Source organism: Rickettsia sp. MAE-05, from assembly GCF_057319745.1.
Genome location: NZ_JBLTIO010000001.1, coordinates 1 through 19,543 on the forward strand (window position 1 = coordinate 1; position 19,543 = coordinate 19,543).

The window sequence follows — 19,543 nt, forward strand, 5'->3', positions numbered from 1 at the left end:
AAGTATTTATAGGGATAAAAGAGTTGATTATAAATTCTAACATTGATAATTATATTAGGTATGAGGCTGTTATGAATTTAGCAGGAATAGTGGAAGTAATACCTCATCTAGAAGAAAGAGCATATAGTGTTTTAAAAGGGCTACTTCTTAATAACCCTTACTACAATGAAGATGTCAAATATGCAGCTGCTATAAGTTTAATTAATATAATAAATGTAAAATCATTTGATAAAGCTAGTTATAAACAAGTTAATAGGTTGATAAACATAATTGCTCTAAATAGAACTCAAAATTTTGATAAAGAGTTGTATATAGAAATAGACGCCAAAATCGTCCTACACAAAATAACCAATCATATAACTCAAGAATATGAGAAAGGTAAAAATCCTGAAGTAATAGAATGGTTTAATAAATGTTTTAACGAATTACCGAATATAAGCGAAACACGAATCTTTTTAAAAGAAATATGTAAAAGCATATTAAAAGGTGGGATTATAAATGAGTCGGAAAGTAAGTTTATTTTAAATTGTGTACAGAAATATAGTTTTACTTTTACGGTATCGGTTAGTAAAGAATCAGGAATAGAAGGCAAGATAATATTTGAAGATAGAAGCTATGAAATATTTACAACTGATAATTCAGCAAACAAAATAGTAAATTTAGAAGAGTTTGCAACTAAATTACTTGCGGAAACAGATGATCCGTTAGCAGAACAATATAAAACGCATAATCCGTTATTTCAGAATAAAGGACTCGCTCTTAAAATAGCGGCAAGTGATATTAAGTACATAAGTAGTATTGCAAATGAAAATGAAAAACTTTCTACTGAAAAATATCTTTTATCTTATGCAGGTAATAATAAAGATAAGTTCGTAATGTTGTTAGAAAAGAGAAGTATTTTCGGTGAACATCTAATATATAAATTTGGTGAGGATAATTTAAAGAAAATAGCCACTATTTATCCAGCAGAAATTAGCAAAGAACTAAGAGGGCAACTATTTAACGAATTAGAATCCCAAGAACAATTTAATTGCTTTATTAAGAATGAAAAGCTTAAGCCTGAAGAAGAAAAACAAATATTTAAATGCCCTAACAAACTAAAGTTTGCAACCAAAATAATTCATGATGCGAAAATAAGGTTGAAAATCAGTAATTTTAAATTACTAGATGCTGGAGCAAATAAAAGATTAGATGCCCATGAAATTAAGATAGATAGCCATAATAAAATACTAAAAGATAGTAGAACAATACAAAAAGCAGAAATTTTCAGAGAGGCTGAAAGTTTAGCACAAGAAAGCCCATTATTATACGATTACTGTAATGCACTTTATTATTACATTAAAAATACTATAAATGCTATTCAAATTGCTGAAACTAAAATATTTAAAAATAATATTAATGAGAAAGAGGCTATAATAGAAATGTTAGCAAAAGGTATAGGTTTAATAACGCAAAATCTTTTGATAGATATATTAACAGATTTGGCTTGCAGTATAGTAGAAGCAAGGCGTGAGAGAAAGCGTGGGAATGAAATAACTAGTATTGGTAATATTATTCGCAATACAATTGGAATGGAAGATTTAGACGATAGCTTAAAGAAAATAGCTATTATTAAAACGCAAGAACGTAAAAACGAAATAATAAATCTCCCACAAACACCTGTATCAAATTCTCCGAAACCTCAAACTAAAATAGAAAAATTAGGTAATGTGTTTAAAGAATTTGTGTTTCCTAAAGCTTTAAAAAGACATGACATGGATAATTTAGCGGTGCAGCTAGCTTTAAAAGATTCTATTTTATTTATCGAATCTTTATATACAAACCGTGATGATATATTGAATAAAAAAAATGATCTTTACGTGCAGGATGAAAAGGGTGAAAATAGTAATATTATCTAATGTTAATCTCTTCTGATACCCAATCAATGCAAAATCAGGTAAGCAGCAATTGCCCATCTCCTAAGAATCGTGCATAAGGATCAGATATCTTTATCATGATTATCAGAAAGGAATTACTCTCACGAGATTTTTCCTATGCTTAACGGTATTTCATCACATTGTCAGGGTAGCTCTTTTTCGTACCCTTAGATTCATCTAGTGACATGGATGGTTTCCTGCCTAGCGGAAATAACTCTTTGATATAACCTCGTGTCACACACTATTATATGGCTTTTCGGTTATTTAGGTATATGTTAAATATTTATGAATATCATATAAAAGTAATAAAAAACAAAAAATTTCCTTTCATATATCCTTTAGTGTTTTATAATGGCATACAAAATAGGGTTAATTTTATTCTGCACTTTGACCAAATTTGGTCAAAATGATATAATAGAAATAGAAAAAATACTTAAATCATAATTAATATAGCCAAAAATTTAATCAAAGCCTGTGCAAGAACTGACTTAATAGCTAACCTCAACCGGATTAAAGAAGGAAGAGGGTGAGAAACTTAAATAAATTACTTATACATGTATTTATTATCATTTATATTAGGAGGATTAAATGCCTTACTCCGTCAATTACGTTTATCAATTAGCTCTATAGAGTTTTATAAAGACGTATATAAAAACTATCAAGGGTACGGAATAAGATATTTATTTACCTTATCTTTTATCCCATCAATAATTTATTGTATTTTTATATTAAATTACATAATAACTTTAAAAGATTATTTTAACGGAATACAATCGTCAAAAGTTACAGACAATATTGAATATATTATCAATCAATTACCGGAAATTAAATATAATAATTCAAAAATTTCAGTTGAAGAAGTAGAGCCTATATATTTATATAGCAAGAATAACAATAAAATAGTTGTCATTGATACAAAAAATCAAGTTTCTAACAAAGAAAAAAGCAAAATACCGTTTGTACTTGAAGAGAATAAGCTGAAGATAAATTTAATTGTAGCCAATACTAAGAAAAATTTCCCAAGTACCGTTAACTATTCTGAGATATTCAAACAAAATGAAGTAATTTTAACTCCTGAAATAATAAAAAAATATTTTGCCGATAATTTATTATATGCACCAAATTTATTTATTTATTTCGGTATGCCGGCTATTATATTATTTTGGTTTGTAACATTCTTATTAGAGAGAAGTATTATAGTTTTGTTAGTATATAGCTTAGCTAATTTACTTACTACTAAAACTTCAATACAAACTTCTATAAGGTTAGTAATGTTTTCAAGCGGAGTCCCGATAATATTACAACCGGTTATTATTATATTAATACCGGAATTAAGCATATTATTACAGCTACTACAAATGTTTACAACTTGTTTAGTATTTGTCGCTATTTGGCAAATTAACAAGAGCCTGTCGAGTTATATATAAGAAAAATCGGTTATTATATAATATGTGATTTTAAATCCTCAATTTACTAAAAAAATATCCTATTATTAAAAAATTATTAAAAAAATAAAAGTTTTTATTGTTAAAATGAAACCTAAAATTATTTGTTTATAAATTTAGGTAATTTAAATGGGTAAAGAAAAAAAAAGAAAGTAAGGTTTGCAGAAGAGCCGCAAGTTAAGGAATTTTCACAAGATAAAGAAGCAACAGAAGTAGAACTTATAAGAGGAAGAGTAATTAATATTTATGATAAAAGCGGCTACTTAAAGCCGGATCAATTGGTAATTCATGAAAGAGAAGCTTACTGGAGTAAAAAATGTTGAAGTAAAGAGAAATCTAAATTTCTTTCAACAAATTTTCGTTGCAGTAGGTCTTATAAAGGATACAAAAACAATCAAAGAAGAATTTACTTATACTACCGGCGATATACAAGGAATATTAAAGGATAACGGTCAATTTATTAATAATTGCAAGCGGTGTAATCGATATTTTCAATTGGAGTATATTAATAATGCATCTAAGCCTGGAGTTAAGGAGCAAATAGTAGAAATGTCAATCAACGGCTCTGGAGTTAGAGATACAGTAAGAGTATTAAAAGTGGGTATCAATACAGTTATCCGTGTTTTAAAAAAATCTAGTATTAAAAACAATAAATCATTCTATCAGTACAACAGAAGTAATTATTGCTCCTGAGATAGATGAACAATGGTCTTATGTACAGAATAAATCCAGACAACGATGGCTTTGGTATGCCTTGGATAAGATTTCGTTAAAAGTAGTTGCTTATACGTTTGGTACAAGATGTGATAGCACATTAGAATCATTACTGAAAAAACTAGAGAATTTCAAGGTGACTTTTTACTATACAGATGGATGGGGGAGTTATGCTAGGTTATTAGACCCTAAAAAGCATATTATCAGTAAAAAATACACTCAACGGATAGAACGAAGTAACTTGAACCTTAGAACGAGATGCATTATTGGTACTTTTATTGAACGTATAGCTTTTTAATAGGCGTAACTGCAATATGGAGGCATGACCCTCTTACTGTATCTCTAACTCCAGAGCCGTTGATTGACATTTCTACTATTTGCTCCTTAACTCCAGGCTTAGATGCATTATTAATATACTCCAATTGAAAATATCGATTACACCGCTTGCATTGATATCTCTGTTGTTTTGAAATTGAATATCCTGACTTTATTACTTCTTCTGTGTTGTTACAATATCTACACTTAACATCTATTTTTGCCATAACTCCTTAACTATAATTCTCTCTTATTACTGTTTGAGGATTATAGACTATTTACTCTAAACTGCAATACGGAGGCACGACCGGCGTGGGTAAATAATGATGTCATTCCCGCGAGGCATTGTTGCGTAGACCGGTAAAACCTACTGCGTCACCTAGTTCGCTTGCTAACTAGGTCCATAAAAACAATAAAAAATACTAATAATTTTAGTATTTTTAACTGGATCCCGCTACAAGCTCGCGGAATGAAAACCGAATCATGCAACAATATCCCTAGTTAATGCTGTATTAATCGCTTATTTATAATATTCTCTCTTTCTTTCTCACTTCTAACAGATTCTACGCAATTAAATTTTAGTTTATATTAACAAGCTAATTTTTTATTAAATGATATAATTATATACTTGACTAAATTACTTGGGTATTGTAGATATAAAACAATTTTAAGTTTTAATAGGTTGGTTATATGATGCTGACGACGAAAGGAAGATATGCCGTAATGGCAATACTTGAAATGGCTGCAAAATCAAGTGCTGAACCGGTCACTTTGAATGAAATTTCCGTAAAACAAAATATATCGCTTAACTATTTAGAGCAGATATTTTCTAGACTTAAAAAAGCTGATCTAGTTAAGGCTATTAGAGGCTCAAAAGGGGGATATGTTTTAATAGGTAACCTAGAAGAAATAAAAATTTCCGATATTATGGATGCTGTTAACGAAAATTTTATAATGACTACTTGCTATAAGAAGTCAGTTAAAACTTGTGTACCTGATACAATAAAATGTAATTCGCATAAATTATGGAAAGGTCTTGGTAAGCATATTAGAGATTATTTTGAAAATATCTCAATTAAAGATGCTTTAGAGCTAAGTATTATTTAAATATATGATATATTTAGACCATAATGCTACTACTTCTATCAATCCTAGAGTTAAGGAATTCATAATAAGTTTGATGGACAAGGAGCTTAACCCTTCATCAATACATAGATCAGGTGTATTTGCTAGGAATATTGTAGAAGAAGCACGTTTTCAATTAGCTGCAGCTCTTGAGGCGTCCTCTAGGGAATATAATATTACTTTTACTTCATCCGGAACGGAGAGTAATAATTTAATAATGAAAAATTTTTATGACGGTGATATTTTCATATCGGCTATTGAACATTTATCGATCTATAACCATATAAACTACGCTCCAAATATTAAAGTTATAAAAGTTGATAATCAAGGTTTGCTTGATCTAGAGCATCTAGAAGAATTATTGTCACAAAGTAGTGCTACAAAAAAATTAGTATCTATAATTATGGCTAATAATGAAAGCGGGGTGCTGCAAGATATAACCAAAATAAGTGAAATAGCTAAAAAATATGATGCAAAATTTCATAGTGATTTAGTGCAAGGTTTTGGCAGAATATCTATAAATATCAAAGAGTTAGGATTAGATTTTGCTACAATCTCAGGACATAAAATAGGAGGTGGGCAGGGAGGAGCTGCTTTAATTTCTACTTCTCGCTTTCAGCTTACTCCGATAATTATAGGTGGTGGGCAAGAAAAAAATGTGCGTTCAGGTACAGAGAATATTATAGCAATTGCAGGTTTTGGTTTAGCGGCTGAATTAATGAGAAAAAATATAATAGAGAATTATATAAAAATCAAAAGCTTACAAGGAATATTAGAGAAAGAATTAAAAGAATATCCAAACGTAAATATTATTAGTAATAACGTAGCTAGGTTACCTAATACTACTTTATTTACTGTACAAAATACAGATGCACAAGTGAAATTAATAGGTTTTGATTTACGTAATATTTGCGTAAGCTCTGGCTCTGCTTGCTCATCAGGAAAAATATCTAAATCGCATGTATTAACCAATATGGGTATGAGTGAAAAAGAGGCCAAATCTTCGATTAGGGTATCTTTAAGCCATACTAATACGGTAAGTGATATAAAGGCTTTTATAGAGGCTTTTGAGGAGGTTTATAATATACTCGTTTAATTTGAAAAATTGGCGTCGTTGTTTCATATTTTTTGATCCTCACGTACTAGTTGTACGCTGCGGTCAAAAAATATGAAACGCCTTGCTCTTTTCCAAATTAAACTTCGTCTATTTTTAGGCTTTATATACAAAAAATTAATTTAAAAACCATATGAACCCACAATTAAACAATTTAACCTTACCTATATATATGGATTATCAGGCAACAACGCCGCTTGATCCAAGAGTAATGGAGGCAATGTTGCCATATTTTACTACCAAATTCGGGAATCCTCATTCACGTAGCCATTCTTTCGGCTGGGAAGCAGAAAACGCCGTTGAAGAGGCAAGGAGTAGAGTAGCAAGGTTAATAGGAGCAGATACTAAAGAAATTATTTTTACCTCCGGTGCAACCGAATCTAATAACCTTGCAATAAAGGGAATAGCAAAATTTTACGGCAATAAGAAAAATCATATTATTACTATAGTCAGTGAACATAAATGCGTACTTGACGCTTGTAGGCATTTAGAGCAGGAAGGTATAAAAATCACATACTTACCAATTAAACCAAATGGAATAATCGATTTAGAAACTCTAAAAAATGCTATTACTGATCAGACTATGTTAGTTTCAGTTATGGCGGTTAATAATGAAATAGGTGTTGTTCAGCCTTTAAAGGAAATAGGAAAAATTTGCCGTGAAAGAGGCGTTTTTTTTCATTCTGATATTGCTCAAGGATTCGGTAAAATTCCAATTGACGTTAACGAGTTTAATATTGATCTTGCTAGTATCTCAGGGCATAAAATTTACGGTCCGAAAGGAATAGGGGCGTTATATGTAAGGAAAAAACCTCGTGTGCGTGTTACGCCACTCATAAACGGTGGTGGACAGGAGAGAGGTATGCGTTCGGGTACGCTACCGACTCCTTTAATCGTAGGGCTTGGCATGGCTGCTGAAATAGCGTATAGTGAGATGGAAAAAGATACTAAGCACGTAAATTACTTATTCGACAGATTTTTAAATAATATACATAACCGAATTTCGGAAGTTTATTTAAACGGTGATAAAAATCAAAGATATAAAGGCAATCTAAATCTAAGCTTTGCCGGAGTAGAGGGAGAATCAATTATCCTTGCCATTAAAGATTTAGCGGTTTCTTCTGGTTCTGCTTGTACTTCTGCCTCTTTAGAGCCGTCATATGTTTTACGTTCCATGGGAATAGGTGAAGAGCTTGCCCATACTTCGATTAGGTTCGGCATAGGTAGATTTACTACCGAGCAGGAAGTTGATTACGCAGTAGATTTAATATGTTCAAAAATCGATAAATTAAGGGAATTAAGCCCTCTTTGGGAAATGATGCAAGAGGGGATTGATTTAAAGAAGATTAAATGGGCTACTCACTAAAAATCGTCATTGCGAGGAGGCACATAGTGCCGACGCGGCAATCTCATTAAGTAGTATAAAATTCCTGAGATTGCCGCGTCGCTGCTACGCATCTCCTCGCAATGACGTTGAAACAAATAAAACCAAATTTTAGAGAATAACAATGGCTTATAGCAAAAAAGTGATAGATCATTATGAGAATCCTCGTAATGTCGGGTCACTTGATAAAGAGAAAAAAAACGTTGGTACGGGACTCGTTGGAGCTCCTGCTTGCGGTGACGTGATGAAGTTACAAATCGAAGTTGATGATGACGGGATTATTACAGATGCTAAATTTAAAACATTCGGCTGCGGTTCAGCTATTGCTTCAAGTTCTTTAGTAACGGAATGGGTTAAAGGAAGATCGATAAACGATGCCGAAGAGATTAAAAATACTGAAATAGCAAAAGAATTATCGCTCCCGCCTGTAAAACTTCATTGCTCACTACTTGCTGAAGATGCAATAAAAGCAGCTATTGCCGATTACAAACAGAAAAAAGAAAGCAAAAAAGACTCTTAAAACATGAAAAATGTTATTTTATTAACCGATTCTGCTGCAAAGCAAGTAAAATTGCTAATAGAAAAACGAGCCAAGCCTACCTTTGGTATTAGGGTAGGGGTTAAGTCAGGCGGTTGTGCCGGTCAGACTTATTACGTTGAATATGCAGATAGTAAAAATCAATTCGATGAAGTAGTAGAAGAAAAGGGCGTACGGATACTAATCGACCCAAAGGCATTAATATATATTCTAGGTTCTGAAATGGACTATGTAGAGACTAAATTCAAATCCCAATTCACTTTCACCAATCCCAACGAAAAAGCTAATTGCGGCTGCGGCAAATCCTTTAGTGTGTAATAATGTTAATCCCACTTGATTAATTACCCACTATATATTATTCTATAAGTTATAATATAAAAAGTAATTTGTATGACCCAAGCATGTATATTAAAACCAGATACGAAAGGAAGAATAACACTTGGTAAATTAGCTAAAGGGGTAAGTAGTTTTCACGTCATTGTGAATAGTAAAAAAGGACAAATTATTCTAGAGCCATATACGGAAATACCTTTAAAAGAAAGTTGGCTATTTAATAACAAAAAGGCTTTAGTGCAATTAAATAACGGTATTAAAGATTCTGCTAAAGGACGAGTTAAATTTATAGAAGATTTCAGTAAATATTTAGATGATGACTTTTAAAATTTTTTTTACTATTCAAGCTAGTAAAGATTTGGAAGAACTTGAAAATAATAAAGGATTAGAAAAGCGTTTAAAAGCAGTAAGAAAAACACTAGCATATTTACAAATGAATCCTCGTCATCCTAGTTTAAATACCCATAAATATAAATCTGTTAAAGGAAATAACGGAGAAGAAATATTTGAAGCTTATGCTGAAAATAATACTCCTGCTGCTTATAGAATTTTTTGGCATTACGGACCAAATAAAGATAACATCACTATTCTAGCAATTACGGCACACCCGTAAAAAGCGGGCTGTGGCTGCGGCAAATCTTTTAACGTGTAACATTTAATATAATTTAAAATATGTTTAACTGGATTTATAATAAAATATTCTCTTATCCTTCACCTAACATTGAAAGCTTACAAAAAGAACTAGAAAAAAGAATCGAACTCTTTCCTCCGCTTAATAAAGAAGAACAGGAAGGAAGGGCTAAAATTAGACTGATGAGAGATAGTGATATCGAAGATGATAAACAATCTATTCTAGAAGCAATAATAAAATCGTTACAAGACGTTAAACTAAATGACCCTTACATTCTGCTTGATCTTCAACATTATAAACAGATCCATTTAGGTAATATGATGTTTTCTAACTTTTCTTCTGATTTGCTACTTCGGATGTTTTTAATCTTGTCTAAATTTCACCAAGGACGGTTTATATTATTTAATAAAAATGAGCATGGAATCAAAATAATTCAAGGTAATAAAATACATGATCTTGATAATGTGGAGGGGATAAAGATTGAGCAAGAATATGGATATTCGGTTTATAATATTAAAGTTGATGGATTAGAATCTGCTGAATATTTTTTAAATGTCAGTAATATTAAAAGCTTGGATTCTGACAAAAAAATTGCCGTTGTTGGAGGAAATCTTAAATTTAATAATCAAGGGGTCCATTTCTCTATTATCGCAGAGAATGTAGAAAATATAGGTTTTGATTTAAGAGCAGCCTCTACTTTTCAAGAGATATTCGCAAAAATGTTTTCGTACTTTTGTTTTTCTATGAAAATATATGATTTAAAAAATAGTCATATTGTAGGAGGAAAAGATACTAGTGGACATTATGGATATGTTAATAATACGAATACAACCGGACATTTAGACAAGTTTCAGGATAATGAAGTTGTATTCTATGAAAATCCTAATGGTAATTGTTTTTTAGGTAATCAGCCAGATATATTAGGTAAATTAATGGATTGCATGATAGGGTAGATTATGAATCTCACTGCATGTTATTCTATTAATATTTTAGACCTCAAAATGTCTTACTGGATCCCTGCTCTCGCAGGGATGACATCTAAGGCTATTTATTTTAAGAAAAATCATGCAAATCACCGGAAAATGAAATCTCCCAGTCTACCTCGATATGATTAGGATCACTTATACTATTATATTTAACTAAATCCTGAACAGAAGTACCGTAATTTTGTGAAATTTTTGATAAAGTATCTCCTGATTTTACTGTATAGCTTACCTTTACTTTATTCCCTGGATAAATCTTATCAGGATTAGCTTTAAATTGTTCATTACTTGGAATAGTTAGCAATTGATTAACTGTTAGACCATTTTTTGTAGCAATATGTGATAAAGTGTCTCCTGATTTCACTGTATAAATTTTAGCGGTGCGATTTGGCATATTAACTCCTAAGATTATTTCTGATAGCTTAAAAAAGCTATCAATCTTTTGTTTAGAAATCAAGAGTAAAATAGTTATAGTAGTTTTAACTATTGCTAAAAATCATTATTTCAGATATTTTAAAGCCTATTTCTTTAAATCAAATTATTATGTCGCAAAAATTAGGTTTCTGGGCAGTTTTTGCCTTAGTAACCGGCAGTCAAATCGGTACTAGCGTTTTTATATTACCGCTAAGTTTAGCACCGTTCGGTATATATAGCATTTGGGGCTGGGTGCTTTCATTATTCGGTGCTATGAGTATAGCCCTTGTATTCTCATCCTTATGTGCAAAATTTCCTAAAACAGGCGGTCCGCACGTTTATGTACGAGAGAGTTTCGGGGATAAAATAGCCTTCTTCACCGGCTTCACTTACTGGGTTATATCCTTTGTCAGTACAAGTATAGTTGTCATTTCGGCAATAGGTTATCTAACGCCTTTTTTTCAATCACAAGCGATTTTAGATTTAATATTACAGATAATATTATTAGGTGCTATTACGGTTTTAAATTTAAAAGGTCCTGAAGTAGCAGGAAAAGCAGAGTTTTATTTGACTCTCTTAAAATTCGTTCCGTTGCTTGTAGTGGGCTTATGTGCATTATCTCATTTTAATATAGATAATATAACTATAGCTGAAGAAGTAGAAAGTTTAAGCATTCCAACCATTATGGGAAGAGTTGCACTTCTTACTTTTTGGGGATTTATCGGTGTTGAGTGTGCAACTACCACGGCAGGAGCGGTAAAAGATCCGGCAAAAACCATTCCAAAAGCCATAATAGTTGGAACTTTCTGCGTGGCGGTGTTATATATTATCAATAGCATAGGTATAATGGGATTAATCCCTGCTTCTGAACTTATTAGCTCTAAAGCTCCTTATGCCGATGCCGCTGCATTATTATTCGGCGGTAAATGGTCAAGCGTAATCACGATTATAGCCTCGATTATATGTATAGGTACGCTCAATGCTTGGGTGCTAACTAGCGGACAGATAGCTCTTGGGCTTGCAGAAGACGGATTATTACCGAAATTCTTTGCTAAGAAAAATAGCAACAACGCTCCAACTAACGGAATTATTGTAAGCTGCCTTGGAATTGTGCCGTTATTAATCTTTACGGCAAATGATAATTTTGCTGCACAAATTACGCAAATAATAGATTTCTCGGCGATAACATTCTTATTCGTCTATTTAATTTGTAGCTTAGCTTTCTTAAAGGTAATTTTTAGCTCAAAAGAAAATTTTTCTTATTATTATTTACTTATAGCCATAATATCGATTATCTTTTGTGCTTGGGTTATCTATGAAACACCTATTAAAACTCTGGTTATAGCTAGTTCTTTTACGGTGGCAGGGATACCTTTATATTATGGATGGTATAAACGTCATTCCCGTCTATGAGCGGTGGCATTGCATAGCTTGTTTATGTCATTCCCGCGAAAGCGGGAATCTAGAAAAAAGCGAGATAAATCGAGCTTTTAATTTTAAAAACTTGTTGTATATGCACATTTTAATTACTGGATTCCCGCGTAGGCGGGAATGACATCGAACTAGGAATGACATAAGGGCTATAAACATGACAAAAACCCGCATTAATCTACTTAGAAGCTTATTCACAGAATGTGATATAGACGGTTATATAATTCCGTCTAACGATAAATATATGAGCGAATATGTACCTGAGTATGCCAAAAGGCTTGAATATATAACAGGTTTTACCGGTTCAAACGGTATGGCTATTATATGTAAAGATACAGCATTGTTTTTTACCGACGGACGTTATTTAGAGCAGGCAGCAAGAGAACTTGATCCTACAATATTTCAGATTTTTGACTTAAAAGAGATATCTAAGTTTGGTAAAGATATAAAAATAGGTTACGATCCTGAATTATTTACTTATCCCGCCATATCAAATTTAAACTTCAATTTTCAGAAGATTAACGGAAATTTAATTGATAAAATTTGGCATAATCAGCCATCAGAGCCAAACTCTAAAGTTTATTCACATGATATTAAATTTGCTGGTGTTAGTCATAATGATAAAATAAATAAATGTCGTGAAGTTGCATTGTCATCCCGCGGCTTGACCGCGGGATCTAGTAATTATAATGAGCAATGTGCCTTAGTTATTCTCGATAGCTCTTCCATATGTTGGTTACTAAATTTGCGGGCTAGTGACGTTGCTTATACACCTTTAATGTTTGCAAAAGTAATCATTACGTCTACAAAATTATATCTATTTATCGATCCTACAAGAATTGATGCCGAAATTATTAATGCACGTCCTGAAATAACAATTTTACCGGAAGAAGAATTTGAAAATATTTTAAAGAGTCATGACGATATTTTGATTGATGATATTATAGCCTCTGTGCATATAATGGACTTAATAGCTGATAAAAAAGTACAAAAAATTACCGATCCATGCTTAGTGCTTAAAGCTTGTAAGAACGATGTAGAAATTAAGCATGCAATCGATTTTCATATTAAAGATGCAGTAGCTTTATGTGAGTTTTTTGCTGAGTTAGAGGAAAGTACTCGTCATTGCGAGAAGATGCAAAGCATCGACGAAGCAATCTCAGGAGAATATGATGAGATTGCCACACAGTCTTCGACTGCTCGCAATGACGAACATTCTATAGGTTTAAAGCTTACGGAGCAACGAGCCAAACAAGAGGGCTATGTTTCTGATAGTTTTCCTGCTATTTGCGGATTTCAGGAAAATAGTGCCATTATTCATTATAGAGCTGCTCCTGAAAATGCTAAAAAAATTATAGGGCAGGGGATATTACTGATTGATTCCGGTGGTCAGTACCAAGGGGCTACTACCGATATAACAAGGACAATCGTGATAGGCACGCCGACTGATGAGCAAAAAAAGCGTTATACGCAAGTACTTAAAGGACATATTGCTTTAGCTAACGCCAAATTCCCAAAAAATATCATCGCAGGAGCTAATCTTGATATACTAGCTCGGCAATATTTATGGCAAGAAATGTTAGATTATCCGCACGGTACAGGGCATGGGGTAGGGAGCTTCTTAAGCGTTCATGAAGGACCGCAAAGCATAAATCTTCGTAATAAAACAATACTTAAAGCAGGTATGATCTTATCTAATGAACCAGGTTTTTATATTTCTGGAAAATACGGAATTAGAATAGAAAATTTAATGTATGTAAAAGAAAATAGCAGATGGCTTGAATTTGAAACCTTAAGCCTAGTACCTTATGCTAGTAAATTGATTGATACGAAACTACTTAATATTGATGAAATAAGCTATATCAAGGAATATTATAACAAAATTAGAGCTAAAATTTATGATTTATTATCCACGCAAGCAAGGAATTGGCTTAATAACGAAATAAATTTATTTTTACAATAATTATTGTAATTGACGTTTCCGCTATTTATTGGTATAAAGTCCATATACTCGTTTAATTTGAAAAATTGGCTACGTTATCTTTTGCTGATAATCCTCACGTACTAGTATGTACGCTGCGTTTATCAGCTTCAAGATGCCTTGCTCTTTTCCAAATTAAACTTCGTCATCAACTCTTCATTATTTTCTACATTGGGACGTCGCCAAGTGGTAAGGCAACGGTTTTTGGTATCGTCATTCGGAGGTTCGAATCCTCCCGTCCCAGCCATTCGTCAATTTTCAATATTTTTACAAATACCCAATACTAACTTACATTCACAAAATATTAATCAAATTTACGATTTATTTTTAACTTAATTGAGAATTTACTTGATTGCAATAATGAAGATGCAGATAACGCTGCATGGACTATATTTTTAGAAGGATTACCTTACTTACCTGATAAATATTATACTTTTTCATTTGAGGCATATAGTAAATATTTAGGACCTAAATCTCTTAAAGCTTTAGAAATTATTAATGCTCCACCTGATCCTGAAGTCGTATTACGATGGGAAAAAGAAAAGCAATACAAAGCCTCGATAACACCTTTTTTGCTTGAGTCTTTAAATAATAGATGATGCTTATTTTCATGAATTATTGGAGCATTGGTATAAATTATAATTAAGAATTAAATAATTGTTCTATAATCTATATTATGGAAAATGAATAACTATATTTTCTCTAATATAGATATAAGTTGATATAACCCTATAGCCTCAACATCTTTATTTATTGGATACTGACTTTCTTCTGAGTAAACTACAAATGCCTTATCAGGCTTTAAATCCTCTATTGCCGTGTAAAATCCTTTTGTTGGTCTTGCGGCAAGTCCTCGCTTAATTTCAATAGCCCATAACCCATTATTATTCGGTAGTTCTAAGAGTAAATCTATTTCTCCGCCTGCTCTTGTACGATAAAAGCTTGCTTGGTTTCTGCCGGAATACGTAGTCCAAACTGCGGGACATCTCTTTCTAAATAAGTTTGAATAAAATTTTCTCTAAAAACAAAGCTATCTAAATCATTTTTTGCTAAAAAACTATCAGGAAAACCGCCTCTTAGCCATAGAGGTATAAGACTATTTTCTTTTTCGGGAATTTCTAATAAATCTAAAGGGTTCAAATTTATATACTCTATCCGCCCTGCTAAACTTTCGCTTGATTGTCTTAAAAGATCAATTGAAGCCGAACCTAGAATTAAAAATCGTCCCGTACGTCTATCAACAAAAGTAATTATTGCTCCTGAGATAGATGAACAATGGTTTTATGTACAGAATAAATCCAGACAACGATGGCTTTGGTATGCCTTGGATAAGATTTCGTTAAAAGTAGTTGCTTATACGTTTGGTACAAGATGTGATAGCACATTAGAATCATTACTGAAAAAACTAGAGAATTTCAAGGTGACTTTTTACTATACAGATGGATGGGGGAGTTATGCTAGGTTATTAGACCCTAAAAAGCATATTATCAGTAAAAAATACACTCAACGGATAGAACGAAGTAACTTGAACCTTAGAACGAGATGCAAGAGGCTTGCACGTAAGACAATCTGCTTTTCCAAGTCATTGGATATTCATGATAAGGTTATTGGTACTCTTATTGAACGTATAGCTTTTTAATAGGCGTAACTGCAATATGGAGGCATGACCGTCTATCGTTACGCCTGCCCTGATCAATAAGACTACGTAAGCTTTGAAATAATTCAGGAAATCTATGAATTTCATCGAATATAACTAATCTATCTTCATATTCTCTCAAAAATAATTCGGGATCATATAGCTTGTCACGATCACTACGTGATTCAAGGTCCAAATATAATGCTTGAAATTCTTTAGCTATTTCAAGAGCTAACGTAGTTTTACCTACTTGCCTTGGTCCGATTAATCCTACGGCAGCTTGTCTAGATAGTGCCGTTTGTATAAGTTTATATATGCACCATTTTATCATCCTTGTATATTAAAAGCATTTGTTACAATATGCAAGGATAAATTTATTTTATACATATATTACTTGTTTTATCTGTATATTATCTGCATAATAAAGTAACCAAATCGAGGAACTTTTCGGCTTTAAACCACGAACAAGTGCTAAACTTTGTGCTGATTGGGTAAATCAAGAATTCTTGCAAATTGTAGATTCTTCTAATAAACGAAGAAGATATACCTCTAAATGACCGTTATATTGAGTTGATTTAGTGATGGTGCATTCGATTGGATTTGAACCAACGACCTTTGCCTTCGGAGGGCAATGCTCTATCCAGCTGAGCTACGAATGCGGATGTTGTCATTGTTGCGTGGGGATACCGCCACGTCATTGCGAGCAGCCGGAGGAGGCTGCGTGGCAATCTCATAAAGCAGCACTCCTGAGATTGCTTCGTCAATTACTTACGTAATTTCCTAGCAATGACGGAAAAAACAATAATTAATAAGAACGGTCCAAAATAAATCTAATAATCGAAAACAAATAATCTTTATAACTATTCTGAACCGGAATTTTATTTAATAACTTATTTGCTTCATTTTCTAAGTTACTCAAATAACTAACTGTTTCATTATGAATTTCATGTTCAATCATCAAATCACGTACTTTAATAAACTCATCATTAGTACGCTTATCGCATTTAATTATATTTTCAAGCCAGAGCTGCTTATCTTGCTCTAGCTTATTATATAAAAAAATCAGCGGTAATGTAACTTTTCCTTCTAAGAAATCATCGCCGATATTTTTGCCTACCTGTTTATCATTACCCAAATAATCAAGTAGATCATCTATAACCTGAAATATCGTTCCGAGTAATTTCCCAAAGTCCCGCATATCTTTAGAAATATGGTCTACCTGCTCTGCTATAATAGCTCCAACTTCACAAGAAGCTCCAAATAGTTCGGCGGTTTTAGATTTAACTATTTGCTGATATTCGTCTATAGTTATAATGCGTCGCTCATTTAGCTTAACTAGCTGTACTACCTCCCCTTCGGAAATAATTGCTGAAGCTTTAGCTAGAACATTCATAGCTTTAATAGAGCCGGAAGCTACCATTAACTTAAAAGACTGACTAAAGAGGAAATCACCCACTAAAATACTTGTTTTACTTCCCCAAATAACGTTAGCGGTAGGTTTGAATCTTCTTAAAGTGCTGTCATCTACGACATCATCATGAAGCAATGTGGCGGTATGAATGAATTCAACGGCACTTGCGAGCTTTATATGATTATCGCCTTTATAATCAAACATTTTAGCGGTTATTATAGTTAAAAGCGGACGAATTCTTTTACCACCCGCCTCTAGTAAATATTTACCTATTGTTTCTATTAATTCTTCATCACTTTTTAAACAGCTAATGATTAAATCGTTTAACTTAGTTACTTCATCTTTTAAATCTTGCTGTATTTTTACTATAATATTCATGGTATTTTTTTAAATTTTTCTGTCATTGCGAGGAGAGGCGAAGTCTCGACGTGGCAATCTTAGAAATTTTGTACTATTTTCACGAGATTGCCATGCGGTCTTCGACCGCTTAGCTTATGACGACTAACGAGGTTCATCAATTATACATTCCTCTAATATTTTTTGATTAACACTCGGAATTAACTCCATAATTTTTTCTTTTACATTTTCACCGGGTTTCACTTTTTTTACTGCTGCTTGGTATAAAGATAAATAATATAAAGGTATAAGTTTATTTATATCATCTATATTACCTATTTTAGCTTTGTTTAAATCGGATAAATCAAACTCATACTCAATGCTAGCGTCAATTAAATTAGATGAGTTCGGGTGATCGGAAATGGTTTTTAAAAATGATTTTAGAGCATCTCCATATACTTCTTTGCTCTCTTTGGATAAGTTTTTAAAATCCCCTACCCCATATACATATAGACTTAAAATATCTATTATTTTAGAGTAATCATTAATTACTATCGTACCTTTACTGTAAGAATCTTTAAGAGCATTTACGATAGTTTCATTTGTTATATTAAATCCCGATGCGTTTGAATATAGACTTAAAGCATTTATCTGTGCTCTAGTTAATTTATTTAATTCAGTAACTAAATTAATATTTAAATTAAAATTATATTGCCTATCTTCAAAAATACTAAAATTATATTGTTTATTATTATTTAAAATATAGCTTAGTTCATTATTAAAATCTTTATATAGATTATTATCGGAAAGTTTAAACAGATAGGTTTGCCTATCGTAATATTTCTTTATAAATTCTAATGAACCTATTATAAAACCAGGTTTTAGCTTAAATTGCGAATCTATTAAAAGATCAATATTATTATTGCCGAAATCGTTTAACTTACCTTTATATAATAAATTAATATTATTTTCAAAGTTATTACTATTTATTTTTGCATTAGTAACTTCAATTGTTAAATCTTTAGCAATATCTTTAAAATGCAAACTACTAGTACTAATCAAGAAATTACCGGAAAATTTGAAATTATTATTCCAAGCGGGTCTATATAATAATAAGCCGGCAGGTATTATTCTATCTTCAAGGTTACTTTTTACTATTTCGGTTTCATAATAAATTTCTAATTTTTGCGGTATATTATCAAGGAAATCCTGTTTACTTATATAATACTTACTTTTGTCAAATAACATAGTAAGTATAGTATGAGCTTCTTCATATAATTTTTGATTATCGACTAAGTCAAAAATTTCTGTTTTACCGGAAGTAAATTTAATATTTTCTATTAAATTTATAACTTCAAATAAATCTTTTTTTGATCGTACTATTTCAAATAATTTAAAATTTAACGGTATTTTTGTTGATAATATACAGTGCTCATTATAAAACCTTACTCCAAAGCCTCTTTGAACCGGCTTAAATTTTCCGAATGCTTCTCCGGAAAAATTTATAAATAATTTCTGCTTAAGTAAATCATAACCGATATTTATCGGTGTGGTAAATTCAATTACTCTATTAATACTCTCTTCTTGCCAATTAATTACCGAAATACCTAATTTAAAAGGAAAACCATATGGCTGAACTTTAGAAAATTTAATAAGATATTGTTGATTAGGATTATTATCAGTCTCTTCTATATTAAGGTTGGTACCGGCATATTTTTGATTTATAGAGTGTGATAAAGAGAACATAATAGTAAACCATAGCCCACTATATGCGAGTATAATAAAGATAGTTATAAATAATATTATTTTAAGAATTTTTTTCATTTCTTTTAATTT

General features: G+C 31.8%; 20 protein-coding genes, 2 tRNA genes and 2 pseudogenes. 17 read left to right on the top strand and 7 right to left on the bottom strand.

Features of this window, described 5'->3' with window-relative positions; all coding sequences use genetic code 11:
- The 5 genes and pseudogenes from ACNFN7_RS00005 to ACNFN7_RS00025 form a co-directional block, all read left to right on the top strand.
- Positions 1 to 329, top strand: a pseudogene (locus tag ACNFN7_RS00005) (hypothetical protein); the annotation flags it as partial.
- 1,829 nt (positions 330 to 2,158) lie between these two features.
- Positions 2,159 to 2,272 (top strand): annotated as a pseudogene (locus ACNFN7_RS00010) (Rpn family recombination-promoting nuclease/putative transposase); the annotation flags it as partial.
- 198 nt (positions 2,273 to 2,470) lie between these two features.
- Positions 2,471 to 3,343 (top strand): DUF1189 family protein, encoded by an 873-nt coding sequence (locus ACNFN7_RS00015; RefSeq protein ID WP_040255842.1) that lies wholly within the window; start codon positions 2,471 to 2,473, stop codon positions 3,341 to 3,343.
- A 306-nt stretch (positions 3,344 to 3,649) separates the two neighbouring features.
- Entirely contained in the window at positions 3,650 to 4,054 is a 405-nt protein-coding gene (locus tag ACNFN7_RS00020; protein WP_485440371.1) for an IS1-like element transposase, read from the top strand.
- Position 4,055: 1 nt separating this feature from the next.
- On the top strand, positions 4,056 to 4,373 hold the full coding sequence (locus tag ACNFN7_RS00025) for an IS1 family transposase (protein WP_485440843.1): 318 nt from the start codon (positions 4,056 to 4,058) through the stop codon (positions 4,371 to 4,373).
- Here ACNFN7_RS00025 and ACNFN7_RS00030 read toward each other — a convergent pair.
- On the bottom strand, positions 4,351 to 4,617 hold the full coding sequence (locus ACNFN7_RS00030; RefSeq protein ID WP_485440372.1) for an IS1-like element transposase: 267 nt from the start codon (positions 4,615 to 4,617) through the stop codon (positions 4,351 to 4,353). The genes ACNFN7_RS00025 and ACNFN7_RS00030 overlap by 23 nt on opposite strands.
- Before the next feature lie 463 nt (positions 4,618 to 5,080).
- Between ACNFN7_RS00030 and ACNFN7_RS00035 the strand changes: the two genes are divergently transcribed.
- From ACNFN7_RS00035 to ACNFN7_RS00070, 8 genes are all read left to right on the top strand, one after another.
- On the top strand, positions 5,081 to 5,497 hold the full coding sequence (locus tag ACNFN7_RS00035; protein WP_485440373.1) for an Rrf2 family transcriptional regulator: 417 nt from the start codon (positions 5,081 to 5,083) through the stop codon (positions 5,495 to 5,497).
- A 4-nt stretch (positions 5,498 to 5,501) separates the two neighbouring features.
- On the top strand, positions 5,502 to 6,611 hold the full coding sequence (locus ACNFN7_RS00040) for a cysteine desulfurase family protein (RefSeq protein WP_485440374.1): 1,110 nt from the start codon (positions 5,502 to 5,504) through the stop codon (positions 6,609 to 6,611).
- 151 nt (positions 6,612 to 6,762) lie between these two features.
- Positions 6,763 to 7,995: an IscS subfamily cysteine desulfurase gene (locus tag ACNFN7_RS00045; protein WP_485440375.1), complete on the top strand. Its 1,233-nt coding sequence runs from the start codon at positions 6,763 to 6,765 to the stop codon at positions 7,993 to 7,995.
- A 142-nt stretch (positions 7,996 to 8,137) separates the two neighbouring features.
- Positions 8,138 to 8,533: a Fe-S cluster assembly scaffold IscU gene (iscU, locus tag ACNFN7_RS00050; RefSeq protein ID WP_485440376.1), complete on the top strand. Its 396-nt coding sequence runs from the start codon at positions 8,138 to 8,140 to the stop codon at positions 8,531 to 8,533.
- 3 nt (positions 8,534 to 8,536) lie between these two features.
- Positions 8,537 to 8,869 (top strand): iron-sulfur cluster assembly accessory protein, encoded by a 333-nt coding sequence (locus ACNFN7_RS00055; protein WP_485440377.1) that lies wholly within the window; start codon positions 8,537 to 8,539, stop codon positions 8,867 to 8,869.
- 72 nt (positions 8,870 to 8,941) lie between these two features.
- Positions 8,942 to 9,211, top strand: coding sequence for a hypothetical protein (locus ACNFN7_RS00060; RefSeq protein WP_485440378.1), 270 nt, complete (start codon positions 8,942 to 8,944; stop codon positions 9,209 to 9,211).
- Positions 9,201 to 9,497, top strand: coding sequence for a hypothetical protein (locus ACNFN7_RS00065; protein ID WP_485440887.1), 297 nt, complete (start codon positions 9,201 to 9,203; stop codon positions 9,495 to 9,497). The genes ACNFN7_RS00060 and ACNFN7_RS00065 overlap by 11 nt, the downstream gene beginning before the upstream one ends.
- Before the next feature lie 59 nt (positions 9,498 to 9,556).
- A complete protein-coding gene (locus tag ACNFN7_RS00070) occupies positions 9,557 to 10,468 on the top strand; it encodes a hypothetical protein (RefSeq protein WP_485440379.1) in 912 nt (303 codons plus the stop codon).
- 100 nt (positions 10,469 to 10,568) lie between these two features.
- On the opposite strand, the gene ACNFN7_RS00075 is transcribed toward ACNFN7_RS00070, so the two are convergent.
- Positions 10,569 to 10,754 (bottom strand): LysM peptidoglycan-binding domain-containing protein, encoded by a 186-nt coding sequence (locus ACNFN7_RS00075; protein ID WP_485440844.1) that lies wholly within the window; start codon positions 10,752 to 10,754, stop codon positions 10,569 to 10,571.
- A 287-nt stretch (positions 10,755 to 11,041) separates the two neighbouring features.
- On the opposite strand from ACNFN7_RS00075, the gene ACNFN7_RS00080 reads away from it, so the two are divergent.
- The 3 genes from ACNFN7_RS00080 (at position 11,042) to ACNFN7_RS00090 (ending at position 14,571) form a co-directional block, all read left to right on the top strand.
- The gene (locus tag ACNFN7_RS00080) at positions 11,042 to 12,325 is read left to right on the top strand and encodes an APC family permease (protein ID WP_485440380.1); all 1,284 of its coding nucleotides are present in this window, start codon (positions 11,042 to 11,044) and stop codon (positions 12,323 to 12,325) included.
- 175 nt (positions 12,326 to 12,500) lie between these two features.
- Positions 12,501 to 14,306, top strand: coding sequence for an aminopeptidase P family protein (locus ACNFN7_RS00085; protein ID WP_485440381.1), 1,806 nt, complete (start codon positions 12,501 to 12,503; stop codon positions 14,304 to 14,306).
- Between the two features lie 190 nt (positions 14,307 to 14,496).
- Positions 14,497 to 14,571, top strand: a tRNA-Gln gene (locus ACNFN7_RS00090).
- Positions 14,572 to 15,233: 662 nt separating this feature from the next.
- On the opposite strand, the gene ACNFN7_RS00095 is transcribed toward ACNFN7_RS00090, so the two are convergent.
- Positions 15,234 to 15,590 (bottom strand): AAA family ATPase, encoded by a 357-nt coding sequence (locus ACNFN7_RS00095; RefSeq protein ID WP_485440845.1) that lies wholly within the window; start codon positions 15,588 to 15,590, stop codon positions 15,234 to 15,236.
- Here ACNFN7_RS00095 and ACNFN7_RS00100 point away from each other — a divergent pair.
- Positions 15,538 to 15,963, top strand: a complete 426-nt coding sequence (locus ACNFN7_RS00100) for an IS1 family transposase (RefSeq protein ID WP_485440846.1) — start codon at positions 15,538 to 15,540, stop codon at positions 15,961 to 15,963. The genes ACNFN7_RS00095 and ACNFN7_RS00100 overlap by 53 nt on opposite strands.
- Here the strand turns inward: ACNFN7_RS00100 and ACNFN7_RS00105 are convergent.
- The 4 genes from ACNFN7_RS00105 to ACNFN7_RS00120 all read right to left on the bottom strand — a co-directional run bounded on the left by ACNFN7_RS00105 (position 15,941) and on the right by ACNFN7_RS00120 (position 19,531).
- Positions 15,941 to 16,291, bottom strand: a complete 351-nt coding sequence (locus tag ACNFN7_RS00105) for an AAA family ATPase (RefSeq protein ID WP_485440382.1) — start codon at positions 16,289 to 16,291, stop codon at positions 15,941 to 15,943. The two genes, ACNFN7_RS00100 and ACNFN7_RS00105, sit on opposite strands and share 23 nt — an antisense overlap.
- Before the next feature lie 251 nt (positions 16,292 to 16,542).
- A tRNA-Arg gene (locus ACNFN7_RS00110) sits at positions 16,543 to 16,619 on the bottom strand.
- A 146-nt stretch (positions 16,620 to 16,765) separates the two neighbouring features.
- Positions 16,766 to 17,749, bottom strand: coding sequence for a polyprenyl synthetase family protein (locus tag ACNFN7_RS00115; RefSeq protein ID WP_485440383.1), 984 nt, complete (start codon positions 17,747 to 17,749; stop codon positions 16,766 to 16,768).
- Between the two features lie 123 nt (positions 17,750 to 17,872).
- Entirely contained in the window at positions 17,873 to 19,531 is a 1,659-nt protein-coding gene (locus ACNFN7_RS00120) for a hypothetical protein (RefSeq protein WP_485440384.1), read from the bottom strand.
- Positions 19,532 to 19,543: the final 12 nt, after the last annotated feature.

Excerpts from the sequence above, each read along its gene's own strand:
- ACNFN7_RS00040 (WP_485440374.1), top strand. The coding sequence starts at position 5,502 with ATGATATATTTAGACCATAATGCTACTACTTCTATCAATCCTAGAGTT.
- ACNFN7_RS00070 (WP_485440379.1), top strand. The coding sequence starts at position 9,557 with ATGTTTAACTGGATTTATAATAAAATATTCTCTTATCCTTCACCTAAC.
- ACNFN7_RS00060 (WP_485440378.1), top strand. The coding sequence starts at position 8,942 with ATGACCCAAGCATGTATATTAAAACCAGATACGAAAGGAAGAATAACA.
- ACNFN7_RS00080 (WP_485440380.1), top strand. The coding sequence starts at position 11,042 with ATGTCGCAAAAATTAGGTTTCTGGGCAGTTTTTGCCTTAGTAACCGGC.
- ACNFN7_RS00115 (WP_485440383.1), bottom strand. The coding sequence starts at position 17,749 with ATGAATATTATAGTAAAAATACAGCAAGATTTAAAAGATGAAGTAACT.
- ACNFN7_RS00015 (WP_040255842.1), top strand. The coding sequence starts at position 2,471 with ATGTATTTATTATCATTTATATTAGGAGGATTAAATGCCTTACTCCGT.
- ACNFN7_RS00020 (WP_485440371.1), top strand. The coding sequence starts at position 3,650 with ATGAAAGAGAAGCTTACTGGAGTAAAAAATGTTGAAGTAAAGAGAAAT.
- ACNFN7_RS00030 (WP_485440372.1), bottom strand. The coding sequence starts at position 4,617 with ATGGCAAAAATAGATGTTAAGTGTAGATATTGTAACAACACAGAAGAA.
- ACNFN7_RS00055 (WP_485440377.1), top strand. The coding sequence starts at position 8,537 with ATGAAAAATGTTATTTTATTAACCGATTCTGCTGCAAAGCAAGTAAAA.
- ACNFN7_RS00120 (WP_485440384.1), bottom strand. The coding sequence starts at position 19,531 with ATGAAAAAAATTCTTAAAATAATATTATTTATAACTATCTTTATTATA.
- ACNFN7_RS00105 (WP_485440382.1), bottom strand. The coding sequence starts at position 16,291 with ATGATAAAATGGTGCATATATAAACTTATACAAACGGCACTATCTAGA.
- ACNFN7_RS00085 (WP_485440381.1), top strand. The coding sequence starts at position 12,501 with ATGACAAAAACCCGCATTAATCTACTTAGAAGCTTATTCACAGAATGT.
- ACNFN7_RS00045 (WP_485440375.1), top strand. The coding sequence starts at position 6,763 with ATGAACCCACAATTAAACAATTTAACCTTACCTATATATATGGATTAT.
- ACNFN7_RS00065 (WP_485440887.1), top strand. The coding sequence starts at position 9,201 with ATGACTTTTAAAATTTTTTTTACTATTCAAGCTAGTAAAGATTTGGAA.
- ACNFN7_RS00035 (WP_485440373.1), top strand. The coding sequence starts at position 5,081 with ATGATGCTGACGACGAAAGGAAGATATGCCGTAATGGCAATACTTGAA.
- iscU (WP_485440376.1), top strand. The coding sequence starts at position 8,138 with ATGGCTTATAGCAAAAAAGTGATAGATCATTATGAGAATCCTCGTAAT.